Here is a 21,994-nt window from a genome sequence, read left to right on the forward strand (position 1 = left end):
CCCCTTGGTGTGCAGCCGAGGGCGCCCGCGCCGCGATGAGTTCCGGCCGGGTCGCGAGTCTGTTCTGGTGACCGTAGGAGGACGGCGTACGACGCTGCCCGGCACGAGACACCACGGAGGACACGATGACGACCACGCCGAACGACCCGACCCCGGCGCCGCCCGGCCGCCCGCCCGTGGTCGACCTGGCCACCTGGCAGACCGCTCGTGACGAGCTGCTGGTCCGCGAGAAGGCCCACACCCGTGAGGGCGACGCCCTCGCCGCGGCCCGCCGCCGGCTGCCGATGGTGGAGTTCGACGGGACGGTCGAGGTCGTGGGACCCGACGGCCCGGTCCCGTTCCTGGACCTGTTCCAGGGCCGCGACGAGCTCGTGGTCTACAAGCACATGTGGTACGACGGCGCGCCGCACCAGGGGCAGTGCGAGGGCTGCACCACCACGGCCTGGCACCTGAAGGACGCGGTCTACCTCAACGCCCGCGGCGTCTCGTACGCCGTCCTGACCACGGGCCGGTGGGACGAGGTGGCCTCCTACGTCGAGTTCATGGGCTACACCCAGCCCTGGTACTCGGTGCGCGACGTGGAGGCGCCGGTCGGCGGCGACATGGGGTACATCACCTGCTTCCTTCGCGACGGCGACCGCGTGTTCCTCACCTACTCCACGACGGGCCGTGGCAACGAGCGGGTCAACGGGTCCCTCGGCCTGCTCGACATGACGCCCTACGGCCGGGGCGAGGCGTGGGAGGACAACCCCAAGGGCTGGCCCGAGGGCCTCGGCCCGTGCTGGTCCTGGCGCTCGGACGCGGACGGGAACGCCACCTGGGGCCCGACCAGCCGCCCCGTGCCGCAGTGGACCCGCCCCGGCGCGACCCCCGTGGAGACCCTCGGCCGACACGGCCACCACCACTGACACGGCCGGGGGCTCCGCATCGGGACGACGGCGGGGCCCGTGTGGATACTTCGTGGCTGATTCGTGGCGCCGGCAAGCGCGTCCCCTCACACCGGTGTTGACCTGGAAACCATCAGCAATCCCCAGTGACACTCCTGACGCTCGGGCCGCTGAAAGAAGTGACCCCGGGCGGGGTCACAGGCGCTTGCCACTCCGAGGGGAGGCGAGTGGGCGCCGACGTGCAGGGGCAGGCCCGTTTGCCTTCCGTGACGGGTCTGCCCCTGCACGCTTTTCTTCCGACGCCGGGGTGCACCCCTGACCTGGCTCGCCGCCGAGGTCCGCGGAAAACCGTTTGGAGACTGCCACCTGGCCGTAGCAGTGAAGACACGGCCGCGCCCGGCAGAACGGGCCAGGTCACAGGCGGACTGGCCGCCGTCCCGCACGCAGGATGTGAGATATGTGTGAGACGGCGGCCGTCCCGCCCGGCACCAAAAAGCCCCGCCGCGGGAGATTTTCCGGGACCTCTGCGCGGCGGGGCCGGTCGTTCGGGTCCCACCTTCGTAGCGGAACCGGCCATTCAGGACCGTGCGCGCGGCATATGCGCGTGCATCCCGGTCACACGGGGTGCGAAAGGCCCCGCCCATCCGCCACGGGGGAGGCGGACGGGCGGGGCCGGTCTCAGGCCGGTGCTGTCACTGCACCGGCACGCGCCGGTAGTTGACCCATGCTTCGGCGGTTTCCACCATCGCCTCCAGCCAGGGTGTGCCAGGCTTCCGCTCGGCGAAGAGACGGTACATGCGCAAGGTGGCGGCCGCGAACGCATCGATCGCCCTCGGGTCCGCTTTTACCCATGCCGTGCAGTTGGACGCCCACGACTCGGCGGCCCGGACACTGTGCCCGGCAGCAACCAGCTGCAGGACGAACAGGCACGGGTCGATGAATCCCGCGCCTCGCGTAGGCCACGCCCAGTCGACGGCCCAAAGCTCCTGCTCTGCGACGATCAGGTTGCTCGGGTTGATGTCGGTGTGCAGTAACGAGTCGCCGCGGAACAGCTCGGCTTCGGCCGCGTCGGCCGCGAACCGGTCCCACCGGGTCTCTGGCCAGTCCCGGGCTACCTGTGGGAGGTCCAGGGTTCCGATCCGGTCCAGCAGGCCGGCGATCGCGGGCAGGTCCGGCGAGCCCGGCTTGAAGTCGGACAGCCTCCCGGTGACCCTCTCGAAGCCGAGCACGACCCAGTCGTCGTCTTCCGCTGTCCACCGCAGCGATGGAGCGAGCGGGCGTACGAAGGGATTGATCTGTCGCTCGCGGGTGAGCGAGTCCCGGCGGCCGCCGGGACGATTGCGGACGGCCTTGACGAAGAACCCCCCCTTCTCGCCTTCGACCAGGGCTGTGAGATCCGAGCTGAACCCGCGCTCGGTGCGCTGAAGGCTGCTCAGCTCCCCCGTGTGCTGATGGATCAGGTCCTGAATCTCGGATGCGGGAAGGGTGGGGTTCATGCGTCCTTCAGTTCCTCGGGGTGCACTCACTGCCGGGTGTTCCCGGGGAGCACTCGTCGTCGGTGTCGGGCGTGCAGGCGGCGAGGCTTTCCGGGTTGCGACGGCTGCGGATGGAGGCGGTGGTCTGCGCCATGGCGGGACCGGTCAGGATCGGCGCCAGCGGAGCGTCCTTGACGTTACCCACGCTCAGCCATCCCGAGAAGACACACGGGGAGACATCGCCCGTGGGGCTGATCGCGGCCCGGTTCGTGCCGCATCGTCCGCACAGGTTGCCCATGTCCGGCATCACGCCCTGGCCGCCGCGCCCGAATGCCCGGACGTGATCCACGCGGACCCGCGTGACCCCCAGCGATTCGAGGTCCTGCCGCGCCTCACTGACGCGCTGCGCTTCGCTGCCCGCGATGATCCCGACGCGTAGCGGGATGCCGCGGCGTACGGCTTCGCCGATGTTCGTCCGGGTCCGGCCGTGGCTGGGACGCCCCGTGATCGCGTCGTGCTCCGCACTGCTGTCGGAGTAGTACGACGTCGCGAGGCGCAGACCCTGCCGCTCGAACAGCTGCCAGCATTCGGCCGAGACGTGCACCAGGTTGCTGTACACCTCGACGCCCAGGCCGCTGTTCAGGGCGTGGTCGACCAGTGCCGGGAAGTCGGGGTGCATGGTCGGCTCGCCACCGATGAACTGGACCTCGCGCACGCCGCAGGCTGCCGCCTGGTCGAGTAAGGAGAGCCAGTCCTCGCGGCTCATCGTGCCGTGGCCGCCCGCCGGTCCCGACTCGTTGTAGCACTGGATGCACTCGAGCTGACACTTGCGCGTCAGGTCCAGCCACAACAGCTCGGTCGCGGTGCACGTAGGTAGCTCTTGGGCGATCGTGGTCACTGGCGCCCTCTCCTTCTTTCTCGTCTCTTGCTGCCGGTCGCCGGCAGTTGGGTGAGCTCCGGATTCCCGCCCCGCCGAGGTCTTCCAGAACCTGCGACGGTGCAGGGGCTTTGTGCTGCGACCCTGACCCTGCGGTCGTCATGGGGCCCCGCATCACAGGGGGCAAGTAACTGCTCGTCAGCGGCTGCGGCGCGCGCGGTTGACGCACGCGTCATGAATGCGCCCGGATCTGGTGGCGCCGCCGGACGGGCTCAACTGGTCGTACTGCACAGTCTCATCGCCGTCTTGGACCGGCTTGTCGCAGACTAGGCACATCGTGATTCCCGACAGCGTCTCGACGTGGTCGCACAGGGCGAGCACCGAGCAGGCAAGCTTCGTCACGCGCCGCTGTTCGCCTTGCAGCCCGGGACGCTCCATCAGGCCGAGTCGGCGCTGCGCCTCGGCGACGCCGGCCATGGCGACCTTTGCAACCGTCTCCGTCGGCTGGCGCGCGGCGAGTTGCCCGATCCGGTCGATCAAGCCCCACAGGTTCTGGCTGAACTCGGCGCTCTTCTGCTTCAGGTCCTCGTTGCGCTGGAGCACATCCCGGGCGCGGATGAAGGCATGCGCCGTACCGCGCATCGTCACCGTGTCGAGCGGCGCCTTCTCTGCGTCAGGGCGGATGGCGGTCATCGCGTCGCGCCCGCCTTGGTGTGCTGCGGGCAGGCACAGGGCGGCAGTTGGGTGCCGAGTCCCTCGGGGGGCGGCACATAGTCGTGGGGCACGCTCATCGAGGCGTGCGGCGCCGTCACGATCCCGTCGCGGGTCACCGTGTAGACCTTGATCGTCATCTTGGCGCCCCGTTTGCCTCTCTGGGGCCTGGCGCTACTGTGCATCGGGTCGACGCTCCCTCGGTGGGCGTTGACATGCCCCCGGGTCGTGGACGCGGCCCGGGGCGCTCGTCTTGGTTGGTAGCTCTCACCCGCCGAGTCCCCGGTGGGCGCTGGTTTCCGTGTTCCTACGGTTCCAAGAGGGGCGCTCCGCGTCACGGGCAGCCGTGCCCAACTTTTTTGGACACCCCGATGCCGCGTGACCTGCGGCAACTTGATTTCTTGGACAACGGGTTGGTCGGTGTCCAACGCCGTTTCCGGGCTCTCGTCACTCAACTAGGCGATGCCGCCGCTAACTTGGGTCCACGACGCACCACAGGGAGCTTGCCGATGAGTGCCCCCATCAAGCCTGGTTCCAAGCAGGACCGGGACGCCCTGCGTCAGAGCATGACCGCCGCCGGTTGCACTACCGCGGACGTCTCGATCGAGATGCGCACCCGCTACCGGGTGAGGCCTCGCGAGGCATGGCGTCATGCCCTCGGCTGGACCCTCCAGGCGGCAGCCGACCGGATCACCCAGGCCAGCGCGCGCCACGCCGGGGAGGCCGTCGCCGCAGACGCCTCACTCGTCGGGAAATGGGAGAAGTGGCCCGGCCCCTCCGCGCGACGCCCCAGCATGCCCGTGCTGTTCGCCATGGCCGCCGCTTACGGGTGCCGGCCCGCCGATCTCCTGGACCTGGAGGACCGGCAGACCCTGCCGGACACCGACCTGCGCGCCCTCACCAGTGCGCAGTCGGGGACCACTCCTGCCGCCGCCCCGGCCTCCGCCGCTCCCCTCGCCCCGACCGGGCCCGATCTCGTGCGCCTGGCCGCCGACGAGTCAGCGACGTGGGCACAGTGGGCAGAAGCATCGAACGTCGGCGACATCGCCATCGAGCAGGTCATGGCCGAGACCCGTGCCCTGGCGGACGACTACCTCACCTCCGACCCGGTCCTGCTGTTCAACCGCACACGGCAGCTCCGCGACCGTACGTTCGCGCTGCTGGAAGGTCACCAGTACCCGCGCCAGTCCGCCGACCTGTACATGTCGGCCGGCTACCTGTGCGGCCTGCTCGCCTGGATGTCCTCGGACCTCGGCCAGCTCCGCGACGCGGACACGCAGGGACGCACTGCCTGGCTGTGCGCCGAGCTCGCCGGACACAACACGCTGCGCGCCTGGGTGCTGTCGACCCGGTCGAAGATCTGCTTCTGGGACGGCCGGTTGCGTGACGCGATCGCGTACGCGCGCCGTGGCTCCGCCTGCCAGCCGACCGGCACCGTGGGCGTCCTGCTGGCCTGCCAGGAGGCGGACGCCTGGAGCAGACTCGGAGCGCACGACGAAGCCATGACCGCGCTCGCCCGCGCCGAGGACGCCCGGGACTCGGTCGTCGACGTCGACGACATCGGCGGTCTCTTCTCCTGCCAGCCTGCACGGCAGGAGAATTACGCGGCCGCCGTGCATCTCCGCGTGGGCGAGCCTGCCCAGGCGCTACACAGCGCAGACAACGCCCTCGACCTGCTGGCCACACAGCCCGTCCGGGCGTACGGCACTGAGGCACAGATCCACATCAGCAAGGCGGCGGCGCATCTGACGACCGGGGAGGCCGAAGGAGCACTCGAAGCGCTCGCCCCGGTCCTCGCCCTGCCGCCAGACCACCGGCTCGCGCCGGTCACCCAGCGGCTGCACGAGCTGATCCCGGACCTCGGACACGGCCGGGCCGCGGGATCGGCAGGCGTAGGCCTGCGCGGCGCGATCGAGGACTTCTGCCTGGACTCGGCTCCTCGGCAGCTCGCACTCTCGCCAGGCAGAGGCGCCGCCTGATTGGATCTCGGGTCATGACATCTGACACCGAGACCATGCGGAATCACTGGTGGTGGCGGCCCGGCTGGAGCGTGGGCCGCCGCTTCTACACCTGGCACCTGACCTTCGAGCACCAGGACGACGTCCACCGTCTCGCCGCCAAGTATCGGGCGGCACTCGCCCCGCTCGGCGACTCTGTCACCCTCATCCCGGACCAGTGGCTACACCTCACCATGCAGGGCATCGGCTTCGTCGGCGAGGCCACGGAGAAGGACGTCGACGCCATCGTGGCGGCGGCCGAGCAGCAACTCGCCGCCGTGCCGGCCTTCGACGTCGAGATCGGCCCGGCTGTCATCGACCCCGAGGCGATCCTGCTGCACGTCCACCCGGATGAGCGCGTGCGCCGGGTGCGCAACAGCGTCCGGACGGCCATCGGCGACGTCCTCGACGAGGTGCCCGAGCGGGCCGACAGGTTCACCCCGCACGTCTCCGTCGCATACAGCGCCTCGGACGGCTCGGCCGCACCAGTGGCAGCGGCGCTCGCTGGCCTTGACCTCGCGCCCGCGCGGGCGCAGATCACCAGCGCTGAGCTGATCGTGCTGCACCGCGACCATCAGATGTACGAGTGGGAGACCTACGCGACGGTCTCACTGGGCTGACCTCAGGGCGCTGTCGTCAGGCGAGCCGGATGCCGCGCGGGCGGCCGGGCTCGCGGACGATGGCACCCTTCGCCACCAGCTCCCCGAGCTCATAGTGCACGGACGCCCGGCTACGCATCCCCACTTCCCTGGCCATCTCCGCAACGCTGGGGGGCTTCGCCCCGATTGACGATGCGCCGGCGTATGACGCCGAGGATCCGCTCCTGGGTGTCGGTGAGGTGGTCCACTCCGTGCATGCCCCCGATTGGAGCGCTTGTTCGATTCCTGAGGCAAGCGGGACCGAAAACATGACGAAGCCGCCCGCCCAACTCCCCCGTGGCGGACGGCCCGTGACTGAATGTCCAGAGATCAGAGTCGGCGGCGGCGACGTTGGTGTCCTCGGCCACGACACGACGCCGGCCAACCGGCGGCGGGATTCGAACCCGCGTCTCCCTCTTGACAGGAGAAGTAGCCGCAGTCTGCGCACCTGGACGCCCCCACCGTAGCCGCCAGGGTCGCACCCCGGCATGCGAATTAGCCCCGCCGTACGAGGCGGCGGGGCCGTGCGCGATCAGACTGCGCGAAGTCCGCGGGCCGCGCCGTATTCGGCGTGAAACTCGCGAACCCGCAGTCCTACAACCTTGGCCAGCTCGGCGTCTGAGTAACCGTGCTCGCTGCGGTGTAGGTCAAGCATGCCTGGGAGGATGCGGGGCTCTTCCTGTTCCGGTTCGGCTGGTTCGTTGCGGCGGTAGCCGAGCTGGGAGATTTGCACCTGGAGGCTCTTGAATTTGCGTTCGTCGATCTTCTCCAGCCGACGGGCGGTCTGGATGATCGCAGCCATTGATGCCTTCCAGTACTGCTTGAGTTGCACCGCGCGCTGGATGTTCAGGCCGGTCAGTTGCGGTCCGACTAGCCGTGCTGGCATGAGGAACTCCGACGCGAACCGGTCGGCCTCGCGCTCGCCGTCATCACTCGGGATCTGATGCATGATCAAATGTCCAAGCTCGTGAAGTACGGTGAATCGCTCCCGGGCCGGTGGCATCCCATTGTTCAAGATGATCACAGGGAGGCCGTTGGGCGGGCGGACACTGAGACCGGAGATCTTCGGGGATTCCAGGTCCCGCCGGACCACCACAATGCCGGCCCGTTCGACAGTGCGGATGACGTCGTGCACCGGACCGTCCGGAAGCATCCAACTGGCGCGCACCTTGACGGCCACATCCTCCGGCTCGTGCTCCTCGATATCTAGCACCGGCAAGCGGAAGGGAGGGTCGATCTCCACGCTTGCTTCCAGCCGACGCAGCTGCATCAGCAGGAGGTTCACTTCAGCCTCGATGCGCTGCAACGCCGTCTTGCCCAGCCCGGACTGCTTGCGGTGATAGAAGCCGGACGGCCCCAGGCCCACCGGCTCATCGGGCCAGTCGAACAATTCCGGGGGGTAGCCCAGTACGTCTGCGATCGTGGCCAGCCGTTCAGGCGACAGGGGCCCGACGCGGTTCTCCGCCTTTGACAGCGCTGCTTGGGAGATGCCTGCCAGGCTGGCCAGTTTGGACTGGGACAGTCCGCGTGACTCCCGCGCTAGTTGGAGCAGGCGCGGGTTCATGGTTGTTACCTCTCGTCCGAAGCGGTCTGGCCTGTGTCGTCTGCGTCCGACTTGGGCCGGAGGATGGTATCCCGTTGATCTTGGGCGTTCCCGAGCGGGATGGGAATTGGCGTGACCGGCGCAGCCTGATCGATCCCCAGGTCCAGGTCAAGAACCCAGAGCTGATCTCTGTCCAAGGTGCAGGTGATGGCTGCAAGGCGCAGGTCAAGACCCGATTCGTCTGGCAAGTAGCCAGCCACGAGGTGCGTCAACTCGTCCATGCCGGGGAGCACCTGGTGGGCGTACTCGATGCTCTGCTGGGTCGGTATGCCGCTGGTGCGGAGGCTGCCGTCGCGGAACTTCTTGAACCGCATCACGATCTTGTCGGCGAAGGTGAGGAGGAGGAAGCCCCTGCTGTCGCTGACCGTTACATCCGTACTTGTGTCGAAGGTGTTCAGCGCTTCGTAACGGATGAAGTCGTACACGAGACTGGCACGGGACCGGTTACTGATGACGATGCCCAGCTCGGCGTCGAGAGCGAGCAGCGCGCGCCAGCGCTTCCAGCCTCGGTCGATACATAAACCGATGCTGTTGAGGTGCGGGGACAGGATCTGGGTGGCGTCTTCCGCCGAGATCGGTTGCGTCACACGGGCATCCTGCCGACTTAATGATCCCCTGTCAATTATTCCGCGGACTATTCCTCTTGCAGTTCAGTGGGACCCGATGGCCGCGCACAGAGCGGCCCCCGCCGCCATAAGGCGGCGGGGGCTCGGCGTCTGTTCTCAGCGGGTGAAGAGCGCGACGACGGCCACGACCACGGCGGCGAGGGCGGTCAGCGCGCTGACCACCGGCAGCGGGAAGCGCCGGTTCTTGAGCGCCTCGACCTCCGTCCGCAGGGCCTCGATCTCCTTCTCCGTGTCCTCGCGCAGCTGCCGCAGGTCGGCGTCCGAACGGTTCGAGCGGTCGACGAGCAGGGCCAGGCTGCCCTTGACCTCGGCCATGCCCGTGCCGAGCTCGCCGCGCAGCTGCGCCAGTTCCACGGCGACGACGGCCGACGAGTCCGGCAGCGAAGCGGTCACACCTGGCCCTTCGGCTGCCGGTTCGGCACGGCCCACGTGAGGCCGGACGCGCCGAGCACGGCGAGCACCGCGGTGACGCCCTCGGATCCTGTCACGGTGCCGTCGTTCATCGCCGTCGCCAGCGACGCGGCGCCAGCCGCCAGCCCGGCGACGACCGCCTTCAAGAAGCGGGAGATCTTCACGGTTCAGCCCTCCTGGGTGGTGACGGACAGGTGGACGATGACCTCGTTGGTGAGGGCCTGGCGAACAGCGGCCGCCAGCGCCTCGGGGGTGACCTTCGCGGCGAGGTCCGTCGCCAGCTGGACGGCCTTGGCCGCGTCCGCGCGGGCCTCGCGGACCGTGGCGGTGGTCGCCTGGACGTGGCTCTGGAACGTCCAGAACTTGTTCGTGGCGTAGTCGGGGGCGCCGGCCGGGGCCGCGAGGACGTTGTCGGTCTTGAAGAGCTTGGCGAAGACGGCGTCGGCGACCTTGGGGACCAGGGCGTCGGTGATCTTCTTGACGTCGGCGTCGGTGAGGGGCATGTCGTCCTTCTCTCCCGCCGCCCAGGCACGCAGCTGGTCGGCGGACAGGTAGCAGAGGTTCAGGTCGATGCGGGGGCTGCTGCCCGCAGGGTCCGAAGTGAACTGCCAGATCAGCGGCTGCCGTCCGGACGGAGACGGGCGCAGGCGGGCCTCCGCCTCCGCGTAGGTGTCGACGCTCGTGCCCTGATAGGCCGGGTACCACAGCGGCACCCCGGCCGCCAGGTGGCCCTTGGCGATGTCGTCGGCGGAGGTGTAGACGCCGACACGCTGCCGCGGGAACGCCGCCTGCACCCGAACGATCCACGCCTTGGCCCACTCCAGGATCTGCGCGTCCGTACGGCCCGCGTAATTACGGCCGTCCGAGTATCGCTCCAGGTCGAGCCAGTGCACGAAGTCGCGGGCGCTCGCGTACGGCTTGACCGCGCCGATGTAGTTGTCCGCCTCGGCGACCGGGTCCTGGTTGGGCCACGCGAAGTGGTAGGCGCCCGGCACGAGTCCGGCCTTGATGATCGCGCCGATGTGGGCGTCGAACCGCGAGTCGCGGGAACGCTGCCCCTCCGAAGCCTTGGACCACGCGAAGACGACGCCCGCGCGCTGGTGGGCGGCCCAGTCCTGCGGGGCCTGGAAGCTGGAGACGTCGACGCCCCGGCAGGTGGCCATCACGCACGCTCCCCGGACTGGTCGCCTGCCGCCGCCGGGCTCATAAAGAACGGCAGCACGTAGAAGCGGCCCGGGTAACCGACCTTGATACGCCTGGAGTTGTAGAGGTCGACGAATTCGCGGCACTGGGCTTCGGAGAGATGCTGGAAGTAGAACTTCGCCTCCGTGCTGCCGCCCTCGGTCGGGGCTACCTGTGAGTCGTACACGGCCTCCAGCCCCGCCCTGTATTGGTCGGCTGTCTCCCCCCTTCCCTCGGCAGGTGCCTGGATCTCTTCAGCGGTGAAGCCGTCCAGCCAGCGGGCCTTGCGCTGGGCCTTCTCTTCGTCGGTGAGGGGGCGGGACAGGTACGCCTTGTAGGTCTTGTCGGTCGGGCCGACGATCCAGCCTTCCCGTAGCAGCTCCATGAAGCGGTCCGGGTGCAGGGAACCGCAGAACGAGCAGGAGGCGCCGACCGCGTCCTGGCCCACGAGCCCGTGTCGCGTCGTCCAGGCGTCCTGCCCTTCCTCGCGCGGCCAGGGGCCGAGATCACTCATGCGGCGCGGGCACGTCTGGACTTGGCGGCGCCTCAGTAGCCTCAGCATGGTCAGCCTCCGATCAGGTGGTGGGCGAGCCAGGCGCAGAACGTGGCGACGGCGGCGATACCGATCGGCTGCCATGGCCGTGCGGGACTGATCCCGGCCGCTCGCCGCAGCAGCAGCAGCAGCAGCAGCTCGGACGCGGTGTCGCCTTGGTGCCGGTTGCGGATGGCGAGCGTCTCCAGGACGGCGAAGCTCCCGGCGGGGATGGCCCACAGCCACAGGGGGAAGTCCATGACGTGCTCCTTCACGGCGCCGAGACGGTGATCGCGGTCAGGTGGTACTCACCGCACAGCGACGGGCAGTTCGTCGCGTACGTCAGGGCGAGCCGGCCGGTGCCGGCGCCTTGCTCGGGGTGGGCCTCGACGGTGTACGTCCAGCGGCCGCTGTCCTGCGGGGTGGTGGTCACGGTGCGGCGGGATCCCCACGGCCCGTACGGGGTGGCCGAGTCATACGCGAGGATCTCTTCTGACCACATGTCGAGCCGTTTGGAGTACAGCCGGTATCCGCCCGCGGCCTTCCGCACGACGGAGACGACCGTGCCCAGTTCCATGGACGTGCCCATGCGGGTGCCGAGGTAGCGCCAGCACGAGACGCAAGAGACGGACCCCGAAGGCACGCGGGCCACCTCCACGGCCTTCCCCAGCTGCCCGGTGACGGCGTACGAGCCGTAGGCGTAGGTGTAGCCGTCCCGGGCCGCGTGCAGCTGGGACCACATCGCCCCGGAGGTGCGGCGCGGCAGCGACACCCTGCCCAGGTAGGCGAGGTCGGGCAGCCGGTAGGTGAGGACGTCGGTGCGCTCGTAGCGCATGTCCCACGCCCCGCACGGCTCCGCGCAGGTGAAGTCCATGGCCAGTACCCGCAGCCGGGTGCCCTCACGTACGGCCTCGCCGGGCCAGTACCAGTGCCCGGCCGCCGACGCCTTCGCGAACGTGCCGGAGCGGGGCCGCACCACGCTGTCGCTGCCCTGGACGACGGCGCTGTTGCGGCGGAACGTCCCGGCCGGGGTGAAGGTGTCGCCGAACAGCCACAGAGTGCGGCCGTCCCCGAGCGCCACCGACGAGCCGGTATCCGCGTGGTACGAGGCGAAGAACGCGTTCAGGCCGGCGGTGTCGCCGCGGGCCGGGGTGGCCGTCGCCAGGAAGCCGACGAGGGCGAAGACGAGCGCAACAAGGGCAGCCCAGATCCGGGCCATGGGTCCTCCAGGAACAGGGCGGGCGCGCTCAGCGGGGCGCGATGAAGGAGGCGATGCGGTCGGCGACGTAGGCGCAACCCTTGTTGGACAAGTGCGCGGTGTCCGCGTACAGGCCGTGGTTCGGCGTGTCGGCCTGGTTGGGGAGGCGGGGGCCGAGGGTGAGGTCGAGGACGGTGACGAGGGGGTCTCCGGCCGCGACGGTGTGGGCGGCGTTGACGTAGTCCGACCAGGGGAAGGTGAAGGTGCCGCCGCGGGCCGCGTGCATCGCCAGCAGGATGGGCGGGAACGGGAACGGCGCGAGGGCCGCGCCGCGCAGGCTGCCGATCAGGCTGACCAAGTTCGACTGGAACGCGGACGGCGCCGAGTTGAGGAACTGGTCGTTCGCCCCGAGCATGATGACGATCAGGTGCGGGTTCAGGGCCGAGATCGCCGACGGCCAGGTGTCCGCCGCGGTAATCGCCGAGATCCAGAAGCTGGTGTCCCAGCCGAAGTGCCCGGCGTCGTGGACGGTGATCCCGGCGTTCTCGTCGCCGTCGTACTCGACGACCCCGGACACGAACGCCTGGAACCCGGCACTGTTGGCCTCGATGTCCAGGCTGTGTGCCCCGGACGCACCGAGGGTGACGCGGGTGAGCATGCCGTCCTGCTGCACGCCGCCGGTCGCCGCGGTCGTCCACGCGCCCGCGTCCACCCGCCACTGGAAGTTGCCCCCGGCTGCGAGCCGGGTCCACATGATGTCGGCGGCGGTGCCCTGGAGCGCCGCGTACGCGATGCGGTCCGCCGGGGCGGTCGCATCCAACTGGCAGGTGAGCCGCTTGGGGCCCCAGTCGTCGTTCTGCGTGGGCCCGCCGGCGACGACAGCGGGCCAGGTGAACGAGGTCTCGCCGGTGGACAGGGCGCCGATGTAGCCGCGTCCGCCCTTGGGGTTGCCGTCCGTGGGGAAGCGGGAGCGCAGCAGCTGCCGCAGCCGGGCGGGCCAGGAGTTCGCGAAGGCGGTGGCGCCCTGCCCCTCGGTGATGCTGTCGCCGATGCACACGATGTTGCACCGCTGGAAGTGCCGGTTGGCCAGGCCCGCGTGGAAGCCCTGGAGCGCCTTCGACGTGCCGTCGGGGCGCCACTTGCCCTGGGTGAGGTCGTAGGTGAGCAGGCCACCGCCCTTGACGTCGGTGGCGGGCTGGGCGACCGAGGTGTCCGTCAGGTCGGCGAGCTTGCTGTTGTGGCCGTTCGGGGAGGCCGCGTGTGCGTTGAACGAGTTGGTCAGGGTCGTGACGTCGGCGCCGGTGTCGACCGCGACCATCAGGGAGCGGTAGCCGCCCCCGGCATCGGCCCACATGGAGGTGATCCCGTCGGGGCCCTGGAAGCGCGGGATGGTGCCCTTAGGCAGACCAGTCGCGCCGGTCGCGGACACCACCTGCGTGATCGGCGCGCCGGTGGAGTCGAGCAGGTCCGTGTGCTGGATGCCCGCGGTGGGCTGGTCGTAGAACTTGATCGTGACGCCGCCGGCGAGGGTGGCGGCGTCCGCCGCACCGACAGTGAACGTCCAGTCAGCCGGGGACTGCCCGAAGAAGTGGCGGGCCATCAGGCAGGCTCCATCATCAGGCGCCCGTAGCGCAGGTAGGTGACGTTGGCGTCCGCATTGGCGGACGACGCGAAGTAGATCGGGGTAAGGGTCACGGAGGCGCCCGGGGTGAGGCCGGTGAACAGGACGCGGCGGGAGGCGGCGGTGCGTCCGGCGATGGCGGAGACGCCACGCGGGTCCGTCACGGTGGAGTCGGTGCCGGTGGCGAAGCCGCCGCCTGAGGCCCGGTAGCTCATCCAGATCACCGACGCGTTGCTGTTGGTGTTCTGGACCCAGCCGCCGATGGTCACGAAGCAGCGCCCGGACTGCGGCACCGTGAAGGTGAGGGCGGGCCACTTCGCGCCGGGGAAGTCGCGCCAGGTGCTGTCGCCGGTGATGTCGGCGCTGCCGCCGAGGAACACCGACTGCACGGACTGCTGCGGGGCGGCCGGGTCGGAGATGTTCTTCCAGATCGAGCCGGTCCACACGTACTTGGCCCCGGCCTCGGTGATGACGTCGCCGACGTCGGGCACCCCGGGCCGTGTCGTGGACGTCGTCCAGGCCCCGTCCGGCCGTACGTACCAGGCGCGCGGGGTGACATTGCCCGCGGTGATGACGCCGGCCGCGTTCGGCACGGTCACCTCGGCGAGCGGGATCTCGAAGATGCCGGTCTCCCCGGTGTCCCGCTGGAGGGCGGGCGGGCCCGAGCCGGGGGTGCCCGCCTTGACGTACGAGGTGACCGCCCACGTCGACCGGCTGAGGCCGAGCACCACCATGTCCACGCGGGTCTGCCCGGAGCTGTTGGCGCCGATCGTCTTGGTGACCTGGGTGGTGCCGGACGTCCAGCCGTGGCCGCGCAGCTGCGCATAGCGGCTCGCGCGCAGGAACACGGACATGGCCGTGCCATCGGCGAACACCAGCGGCAGATCACTGGGCGTGCCGAGCAGCCCGTCGACGTACTGCGGTGCCGCCAGCTTCTCGTACTGGAGGTCGTTGAGCACGCGGGCGGCTGCCGGATCGGGCCAGGAGGACTCGGCCATGTCACCTCACTTCGCTTCCAGTCGGCCGAGACGCCGGCCGAGTTCGCGGATCAGGCGGACCATCTGCGGGTCGGACGTGGCCTCCGGGGAGCCCACCAGCGAGGTGACGTACTCGCCGCCACGAGGGCTCGCCTGGAGGTGGATGGAGCGCACCACGTCGGCGACCTCCAGGCCGGTCGGCAGCTCGATGGTGACCTTGTCGCCGAGATCGAAGTCCCGGCCCGCCTTGAGGTCGTCGGTGTCGACCGTGACGGTGGCCAGCTCGACCGGGCTGGAGCCCTCGGCGAGTTCGACGTTCCCGGCCGAGGTGAGCTCGCCGTTGGTGTCGTTGTCCGGCGAGGCGTCGACGTACTTCTCGACCCGGTACCAGGTCGACGCCGCGGTGGCGTTGGCGACCTCGACGAACGCCTGCGAGGGGGAGGCGCTCTCGTTGCCCGCGACCAGGGCGTGCGTCACCGTCGGCGCGGACTGCTTGTAGGCGATGGAGCGCAGGTTGCCCAGGCCGGTGGAGAACCGTGCGGTCTTGGTCTTGTCCGCGGGCGCGTAGCAGCCGAACTTGATCTGGTTGGTGGCGGTGTCCTGCCGGGTGCGGAAACCGATCTTCCCGCCGTCGATGGCGACGCGGCGGCAGCAGTCGAGGAGGGCCTCGAACCGGGTGCTGACCGACGTGGTGGTGCCGACTCCGGCCACGGCGTCCAGGACCAGGGACGGGATCTGCCGGGCGGCGAGCGCGCCGGGCCCGCAGTTCTCGTTGACCAGCGTCCGGATGATCGTCTCGCTGTTGGTGGTGAAGATCTGCCGCTGGGATGCGGTGGGCTGGGCGGTCCAGGCGTTCGCGGGCAGTGGCCAGGTGACGTATCCGGCGATGTAGGCGAGGTCGTCGGAGAAGTTGACGGTGACCTGGCCGGGGTCGGGCTCGCTCGACGCGCCGATGGACCAGGCCCAGTCCTGCGGGATCTCCATCGGGCCCGCGCACCAGATCGCCCCGTCCCGTACGACGAGCAGCCGGTTGCCGGGCTGCAACAGGCTCATGATTTCGGGCCGGGCGGGAAGCTCGACCGAGCCGGAGGCGGGCTCGTTGAACCGCTTCGTGCAGTCGAGACTGGTCCACCCGTCGATGGGGTCGCCCTGGATCTGGAGGTTCCGGTTGGTGACCAGCAGCTGGATGGCCAACGTCCCTCCTGCGATAGGTACTTACGGGATCACCTGATGCGCTAGGGCGCGCCGACTGAGAAACTCAAGCCGTGACTCAAGGCGGTGGAACCCCTCCGATCAGGCGCACTGACGAACAGAGGTCACGTCTGCGCGCAGAGACTGAACGACTGCTGAGGGAGGCAGAACGGCGCATGCAAGGCGCCGATCGACGCGTCCACTTTTGGAGCATCCTCGACGTTGCGCTCGGGTTCCCGGCTGCGGTGCTCGCGGGAGTCTCAGGAGCTGCGGGCCTGGCATCAGCGGACGCGCGTGTTCCGGCGGCCCTGCTGGCCTTGGCTGCCGCGGGGCTCTCGGCAGGGGCCGGTTTCCTGCGCAGCGATGTGCGGCGCATTGCGAACCGTCAAAGCCGACGGGCATGGGCAGAGGTTGAGGCCCAGGCCCGACTGCTCCTTGCACAAGAGCCACACCTGGAGCTTGAAGGCCTTCAGGAGAGGCTGGAGGCCCTCTTCGCGAGGCGAACTGCTGCCATGACGGCGTATGGCCGAACTGCTCCCGAGTGAATCCGCAAATCGCGAGCTGAGGCGGGATCAGGCCGTCTCATAGCGGGGGTTGAAGGCGACGTCGACAGCGCTGCCGGTGGCCGATCCGGACACGCTGAAGGTGACGGGGTTGACGCCCGGGGGGAGTCCCCACAGGCGGGCGCCCGGCCAGTTGAGGGCGCCGACCCAGTTGGCGGTGCCGCCCTGCACCGTGGTGTTCACGGTGACGGTGCCGCCGGTCAGCCCGGTCGGCGTGACCGTCACCTGGGAGACGTTGACACCCAGGAACTTGCCCGCGAAGGTCAGGGTGATCGTGCCGGGCAGCGGGCCGCCGGTGACGAAGATGTTGCCGACGCCGATGTTCGGCAGCGCCTCCAGCGCCGCCTGCACCGTGGCCGCGGTCGCGTTGAACGCGATGGAGGCGGTGGTCTGCCCGTCGAAGGTGATGGTGATCGTGCCCGCGGTCGCCGCACCGAGGTTGATCGTCTGCTGTTCGGCCGTGTACTTGGTGACCTTCGGCGGGTCGGTGGCGACGATCACCTTGTCCTTCGCGGCGAGCGTGCCCCCGACGGAGGCCGGGGTGATGAGGAAGGACTCGCCGGTGCCGCTGTGGGTGACGGTGACCGCCGTCCCAGGGCCGGTGATCGTCCACGTGGGCCAGGCGGTCACCTCGCCCGGGTTGGTCAGCGAGGTCGCGCCGAGGACCTGCGACGAGGAGATGGACGGGTACGGGCTGAGGAAGTCGACGGTGCCGCCGGCGTCGATGCCGCGGTGCTCGCCGATCGCCACCGAGTCGTACCAGAACGGGTCCTCGCAGTACAGGGACAGAATCGCCGCGTCGGAGACGATGCCCGTGCCCTGCTTGCCCTGCCCGTCGAAGCCCTCGGAGTAGTAGACCTTGATGCGGCGGCGGGTGCCGTCCGGCCGGGCGATCTCCAGGATGCCCGGGATGCGCGTGCCGTCCTGGCGCAGCCGCACGGTGCCGGTGAACGCGGACGCCAGCTGCCGCCACCGGGTCACGAACTCCATGTGCGTGGCGCCGAACACGTGCAGCGGCCAGACGATGGTGCGGGAGACGGGCTGGACGTGCCGGAGCCGGGAGCCGCCGCGCGGATGGTCGTCCTTCGTCAGCTCGCGCGGCGCCGCCCCCAGACCGGACACGCCCTCCGCCAGTGTGAAGAACCCGTTGTCGTCAGCGGTGTCGGTGAGCGGCCAGGTGACCCCGTCGGCGTCGATGAACACTGCGGTGGCGAACCCGACCTGCGGCAGCAGGACCGGTATGACGACCTCTGCGGGCCCGGCGAGGATCGGCATCTACCGCGGCCTCCCCACCCGGGCGTCGGCGTCCTTGCGCCGCTGCAGCGTGTCGAGGTCTCGCACCGTCATGTCCAGGGTGCGCGGGTAGAAGTTGTACGTGTCCCCGCCGCCGTCGCCCCCGCGCGCAGCCGCGAACAGCGCCGACCACTGCCGGTCCGTGAGCACCGCCTCGGGCCTGCGGGTGCCGTTGTAGGCCAGCGACAGGCCCGGCGGCAGCGCGCCCCCGCCGTCGTACCAGTGCGGCCGCCTGCGCAGCCACGTCGCGTACGCGTTCGCCGGGGTGCCGTACCGGCCCCGGATGTAGCTCGCCATCCACCGGATCTGTGTGGCCGGGTTGGTGCGCCAGTCGGCCCCGGCACTGGCCATCTTCCCCGGGGGCAGGGAATTGCCCGTGAGGAAGACCTCGTTTCCCTGCCGTGCGGTCCAAGTGCTTAGGTCGGTGGTGACACACCACACTTCCTGGACGCCGAGCGACTCATCCGTCCAGCAGCTCTTGCCTCCGACCGTCGCACGAGGCTCGCCTGTGCGTGGCGACGTGAGAGTGATGGTCCACACCGGCACGGCGCCGTGCCAGCCTCCGGTGCGCTTGCTGACGTACACGCTGGGGCGGCGGCCGGACAGGTAGACGGCCAGCACGATGGCTTCCGCAAGCGGCCCCGCTTTCTGGCTGATCTGCGTAATGGACGCACGATTGCCACGCTGCGACACGTGTCCTTCAGCCTGGATGATGGCCGCCAGCCAAGCCTCGCGCTGCTCGGTCGACATCGCGAGCACCTGCTGGAAGCAGTCCGTCTTCGGGTTGCCAGCTCGTTCCGTCAGGTCCCGGGCATACGGTGCCGACAACCGCCATTCCCGGTCGCGACGTAGCTCGCCGTCGACCTGCCGTTCGCGGGTACGTGAGATTCGGCCGTGGCCGTCGATGGCCGCTTCAATGGCGGCCCAATTCTCCTTCTTGGTCTGGCCTATGTAGTACGTCATCGGTCGGGAACCGGACTTGTAGCCCTTCTCTGCATTCCTCCCGCGCACAGGGCGGTGCTCTACCCGCCACCCATCTCCTGCGATCCACGCAAGCAGCGCCGCTTCCTCAAGGGTGATGTCGAGCCTGGATTCAGTCGCGGCTGGCCGGGCTAGAACGATCTGCTGTCTGCGCTGAAGCGCCTGCTGTTCGACGAAGTACTCGTCCGTCGCGTCTGGATCGCGTCGCTTCCCACGTGCATGGTGGCCGTGCAGGTAGAGGTTGGGCATGCCTCGCTTGATGCCTTTCTCAGGCACCGGGTTCTTGGCGAGCGTGGTTGTCCCGCCGCAACCACACAGGCACTTGCCGTAGGGGATGGTCCCTGGCTCAGGCGGCAGGTCGCACAGCGGCTCGGTGCGCTCTACGAGCCAGCGGTGATTGGGCGTTGAGACCGCAGACCACTGGGAGGTACCGAAGCGGCGCAACTCCCCCACACCGTGGTGAACGGCGGTGATGCGAGTCCACTCGCTCTCACGGGTTTGCGAGTTGTAGCCGATGGTCTCATCGCCGACGCGCACTTCATCGTGGCGGAGCCATCCCCGACGTGTGAGGATCATTGTGTCTTTATCCATACACTGAGGGATACCGTACGCCCCTGACACTGGGTTCCGCGCGTTCCACCGCCACCCGGACTCGCCCATACCGAGCGACCGCCAGGCCGGCCACTGCACCATGCTCCAGCCGTAGATGCGGGCCCGCAGCAAGTTCTGCGCGTACGCCATGGCGGCCGCCGCGCTCGCCCCGACCTTCGCGCCCAGCCCGGTGAACGACGGGCCTGCGGAGATCATCGACATGTAGCGGTTGAAGATGGCTCGGGCGCTGGCGCTTGTCAGGTCGAGCAGCATGCGGTTAGCCGTGCCGGAGATAGCCTTCGATGATGGCCGGTGCGGGTGCACCGACACGGCGCCGCCCGAGGCGTAGCCGCGGAATGCTCCCGTCCGGGCCTCGGCGCGCATCCGTTCCATGGCGCCGTGCCCGCCGACGGCCTGTACTTCGCGGGCCGTCCACATGTGCTCGCCGTCCGACGCCCAGATGGGCACGGAGTCCGAGGTTCCCGTGCCGGGCCCTTTGACCCTGCCGCCGGTGGCCATGCGCCCAGCGCTGAACGCGCTGATCGACTTCCCTTTGAAGTTGACGAAGGTGTTGACTTCCTTGTTGTTGATCCCGCCGAGCGCCTTGTTGACGTCGTCGCGGAAGGTGTCGAACGCCTTCTTGGCCTGCTTCAGTTTCCCGCCCACGCCGGGCACCCAGCCGAACAGCTTGGCCGCACCGCCGATGATCGACCCGAAGGCGTCCAGGACCCGCAGCGCCAGCCAGCGGATCGCGCCCACCACGATGTCCCGCGCACCCTTGGCCGCGTTCGGCAGGGTGGTCCCGAAGAACAGCAAGATCGGGTCAATGGCGTTCCGCTTGATCACGCCCCACGCCTGGCCGAAGAAATCCCGGACCGTGGACCAGTGCTTGATGATCCATACGACGGCCAGGCCGATCGGCCCGGTCAGCGCGCCCAGCAGATAGGGCCAGTTGGCCTTGACCCAGTTCAGCACCGCGCGGAAGGCGCCCGGGATGGTGTCCGTGAAGAAGCGGACGAACGGCCCGGAGAACCAGGAGCCGATCGCCTTGCCCACCGCGAGGACGCCATTGAACGCGCCCTGCACGATCGCCCGGAACGTCTCCGACTTCTTGTACGCGATGACCAGGGCCGCGACCAGCGCGACGATCGCCACGATGACCAGGATGATCGGGTTGGCGGCCATCACCGCGTTGACGACCGCCTGCGCCGCGGCGAAAGCCAGGGAGATCCCCCGGGCGACGCGCATGGCGACGGTCACCGCGCCGATGGCGAGCGCCTGAGCACCGGCCGCGATCGCCGACGTCGACATGGCCAGGGCCAGCCCGCCCACGGCGATCGCGATGGGGATCAGCCAGGTGCCCATGTCCCGCAGCCAGTTCACGACCCCGCGGCCCGCCTTGAAGAGCCCGCCCAGAGCGGGCACGAGAACGGCTGCCATCACCGACGCGACCGTGCTGATCGGGGGCAGCAGGTAGGTGTTGAAGAACTGCCCGGCCTGCGTGATGATCGGCAGGACCTTCCCGCCGAGGAAGTCGACGAACCCCTGCTTCAGGGCGCGGGTGAACTTCTGGATCTCGTACGACGGCCCGGAGCGCAGCGTGTCGCCCATGCGCTTCGTGGACCCTGCGAAGTCGCCGAGCTTCTTCGCCGCGGACGACGGGTCCATGGCGAACAGCGCGGCTCCAAGGTCCTCGGCCTGGGTGCCGAACAGGGCAACGGCGGCCTGGGACTGCTTGACCGGGTCCTTGATGTTCCGCAGCCGGTCGAGGGTGGTGTCGAGGGCCGCGGTGGCGTTCTTGCCGCCCTTACCGAACTTGGCAGCCATGTCGTCGGCGTTGAGGCCGAGCAGCTTGAAGCCGTCCGACGTAGTCTTCGACCCGTCCACGGCACGGATCGAAAATTCCTTGATCGCGTCGGCGGCGATGTCGGCGTCTCGCGCGCCCGCCCCGATCGCCTGGTTGAGGAGCCCAACCGAGGTGGCACCGTCCAGCCCGGCCTTGCGGAACTGGGTGCCGTACTCGTTGATCGTGTCGAGGAAGTCCCCGGCCTTGTCCGTGCCGCCCTGGAAGCCCTTGGTGATCAGGTCGAACGCCTCGGTGGAGTTCTTGGCCAGGCCGGTACGGATCGCCTGTGCGGCGACGTTCGCCACGGCGGGCATGTCCTGGCCGAAGACGTTCGCGACGTCGGTGGCCTTGGTGGCGATCGACGTCAGCTGCTTGTTCGTGGTGCCGGGCGGGGCGAGACCGGCCTGCACAGTGGCCTTGATGGCGTCCGCGGCCCCCTGGAAGGAATCCGAGACGCCCGTGCTGTAGAGCTTGCCCGCCACCTTGCCCTGCGCGGCGGCCACCTTGTTCGAGGTGCCCAGCTGCGCCTGGAGCGTCGACGTGATGTTGGCCTGGTCGATCGCCTCGCCGATGCCCTTGACGAGGATCGCCCCGGCGGCGATGCCTGCCGCAGCCGCCCCGGCCTTCAGCTTGCTCTTCAGACCCTCGCCCGCAGCGGCGCCCGCGCGATCGCCAGCGTCCCCGGCGGGGCCGACCAGCTGGCGGCGTAGCTCGTCGGAGATCCCCCGGACTGAGGGGATGACCTGGAGGACCGCGTATCCGGCGCTGGGGTTGGCCATCGCGCACCTCCTGTC

At 69.4% G+C, this 21,994-nt stretch carries 21 protein-coding genes; 3 read left to right on the plus strand and 18 right to left on the minus strand.

Features of this window, described 5'->3' with window-relative positions; translation table 11 throughout:
• Positions 1–125 precede the first annotated feature (125 nt).
• On the plus strand, positions 126–908 hold the full coding sequence (locus ACFY1J_RS23900; protein ID WP_390710490.1) for a DUF899 family protein: 783 nt from the start codon (positions 126–128) through the stop codon (positions 906–908).
• A 671-nt stretch (positions 909–1,579) separates the two neighbouring features.
• Here the strand turns inward: ACFY1J_RS23900 and ACFY1J_RS23905 are convergent.
• The 4 genes from ACFY1J_RS23905 to ACFY1J_RS23920 all read right to left on the minus strand — a co-directional run bounded on the left by ACFY1J_RS23905 (position 1,580) and on the right by ACFY1J_RS23920 (position 4,090).
• Positions 1,580–2,383, minus strand: coding sequence for a hypothetical protein (locus ACFY1J_RS23905; RefSeq protein ID WP_390731830.1), 804 nt, complete (start codon positions 2,381–2,383; stop codon positions 1,580–1,582).
• 7 nt (positions 2,384–2,390) lie between these two features.
• A complete protein-coding gene (locus ACFY1J_RS23910; RefSeq protein ID WP_390731831.1) occupies positions 2,391–3,260 on the minus strand; it encodes a radical SAM protein in 870 nt (289 codons plus the stop codon).
• Between the two features lie 177 nt (positions 3,261–3,437).
• Positions 3,438–3,932, minus strand: a complete 495-nt coding sequence (locus tag ACFY1J_RS23915) for a DUF6415 family natural product biosynthesis protein (protein ID WP_390731832.1) — start codon at positions 3,930–3,932, stop codon at positions 3,438–3,440.
• A complete protein-coding gene (locus ACFY1J_RS23920; protein WP_390731833.1) occupies positions 3,929–4,090 on the minus strand; it encodes a hypothetical protein in 162 nt (53 codons plus the stop codon). Before ACFY1J_RS23920 ends, ACFY1J_RS23915 begins: the two co-directional genes overlap by 4 nt.
• A gap of 369 nt (positions 4,091–4,459) precedes the next feature.
• On the opposite strand from ACFY1J_RS23920, the gene ACFY1J_RS23925 reads away from it, so the two are divergent.
• Positions 4,460–5,929 carry an XRE family transcriptional regulator gene (locus ACFY1J_RS23925; protein WP_390731834.1) on the plus strand — a complete coding sequence of 490 codons (1,470 nt, stop codon included), beginning with the start codon at positions 4,460–4,462 and terminating at the stop codon, positions 5,927–5,929.
• A 14-nt stretch (positions 5,930–5,943) separates the two neighbouring features.
• Positions 5,944–6,567: a 2'-5' RNA ligase family protein gene (locus tag ACFY1J_RS23930; RefSeq protein WP_390731835.1), complete on the plus strand. Its 624-nt coding sequence runs from the start codon at positions 5,944–5,946 to the stop codon at positions 6,565–6,567.
• A 16-nt stretch (positions 6,568–6,583) separates the two neighbouring features.
• On the opposite strand, the gene ACFY1J_RS23935 is transcribed toward ACFY1J_RS23930, so the two are convergent.
• The 14 genes from ACFY1J_RS23935 to ACFY1J_RS24000 all read right to left on the minus strand — a co-directional run bounded on the left by ACFY1J_RS23935 (position 6,584) and on the right by ACFY1J_RS24000 (position 21,979).
• Complete coding sequence (locus ACFY1J_RS23935; RefSeq protein ID WP_390731836.1) at positions 6,584–6,685, minus strand: hypothetical protein; 102 nt, start codon at positions 6,683–6,685, stop codon at positions 6,584–6,586.
• Between the two features lie 432 nt (positions 6,686–7,117).
• Positions 7,118–8,149, minus strand: coding sequence for a helix-turn-helix domain-containing protein (locus ACFY1J_RS23940; RefSeq protein ID WP_390731837.1), 1,032 nt, complete (start codon positions 8,147–8,149; stop codon positions 7,118–7,120).
• A 5-nt stretch (positions 8,150–8,154) separates the two neighbouring features.
• Entirely contained in the window at positions 8,155–8,775 is a 621-nt protein-coding gene (locus ACFY1J_RS23945) for a hypothetical protein (RefSeq protein ID WP_390731838.1), read from the minus strand.
• A 135-nt stretch (positions 8,776–8,910) separates the two neighbouring features.
• On the minus strand, positions 8,911–9,207 hold the full coding sequence (locus ACFY1J_RS23950) for a hypothetical protein (protein WP_390731839.1): 297 nt from the start codon (positions 9,205–9,207) through the stop codon (positions 8,911–8,913).
• Complete coding sequence (locus ACFY1J_RS23955; protein ID WP_390731840.1) at positions 9,204–9,389, minus strand: hypothetical protein; 186 nt, start codon at positions 9,387–9,389, stop codon at positions 9,204–9,206. The genes ACFY1J_RS23950 and ACFY1J_RS23955 overlap by 4 nt, the downstream gene beginning before the upstream one ends.
• A 3-nt stretch (positions 9,390–9,392) precedes the next feature.
• Positions 9,393–10,388, minus strand: a complete 996-nt coding sequence (locus ACFY1J_RS23960) for a glycoside hydrolase family 25 protein (RefSeq protein WP_390731841.1) — start codon at positions 10,386–10,388, stop codon at positions 9,393–9,395.
• Positions 10,388–10,921 carry a hypothetical protein gene (locus ACFY1J_RS23965; protein WP_390731842.1) on the minus strand — a complete coding sequence of 178 codons (534 nt, stop codon included), beginning with the start codon at positions 10,919–10,921 and terminating at the stop codon, positions 10,388–10,390. The genes ACFY1J_RS23960 and ACFY1J_RS23965 overlap by 1 nt, the downstream gene beginning before the upstream one ends.
• A 50-nt stretch (positions 10,922–10,971) precedes the next feature.
• The gene (locus tag ACFY1J_RS23970) at positions 10,972–11,199 is read right to left on the minus strand and encodes a hypothetical protein (RefSeq protein ID WP_390731843.1); all 228 of its coding nucleotides are present in this window, start codon (positions 11,197–11,199) and stop codon (positions 10,972–10,974) included.
• 11 nt (positions 11,200–11,210) lie between these two features.
• Complete coding sequence (locus ACFY1J_RS23975) at positions 11,211–12,158, minus strand: hypothetical protein (protein WP_390731844.1); 948 nt, start codon at positions 12,156–12,158, stop codon at positions 11,211–11,213.
• A 28-nt stretch (positions 12,159–12,186) separates the two neighbouring features.
• Positions 12,187–13,737, minus strand: a complete 1,551-nt coding sequence (locus ACFY1J_RS23980) for a GDSL-type esterase/lipase family protein (protein ID WP_390731845.1) — start codon at positions 13,735–13,737, stop codon at positions 12,187–12,189.
• Positions 13,737–14,756, minus strand: coding sequence for a hypothetical protein (locus ACFY1J_RS23985; protein ID WP_390731846.1), 1,020 nt, complete (start codon positions 14,754–14,756; stop codon positions 13,737–13,739). The genes ACFY1J_RS23980 and ACFY1J_RS23985 overlap by 1 nt, the downstream gene beginning before the upstream one ends.
• A 6-nt stretch (positions 14,757–14,762) precedes the next feature.
• Positions 14,763–15,929 carry a siphovirus ReqiPepy6 Gp37-like family protein gene (locus tag ACFY1J_RS23990; protein WP_390731847.1) on the minus strand — a complete coding sequence of 389 codons (1,167 nt, stop codon included), beginning with the start codon at positions 15,927–15,929 and terminating at the stop codon, positions 14,763–14,765.
• A gap of 569 nt (positions 15,930–16,498) precedes the next feature.
• The gene (locus ACFY1J_RS23995; RefSeq protein ID WP_390731848.1) at positions 16,499–17,764 is read right to left on the minus strand and encodes a phage tail protein; all 1,266 of its coding nucleotides are present in this window, start codon (positions 17,762–17,764) and stop codon (positions 16,499–16,501) included.
• The gene (locus tag ACFY1J_RS24000; RefSeq protein WP_390731849.1) at positions 17,765–21,979 is read right to left on the minus strand and encodes a phage tail tape measure protein; all 4,215 of its coding nucleotides are present in this window, start codon (positions 21,977–21,979) and stop codon (positions 17,765–17,767) included.
• Positions 21,980–21,994 lie beyond the last annotated feature (15 nt).

It is taken from the genome of Streptomyces sp. NPDC001406, from assembly GCF_042895285.1.
Taxonomy (GTDB): Bacteria; Actinomycetota; Actinomycetes; order Streptomycetales; family Streptomycetaceae; genus Streptomyces.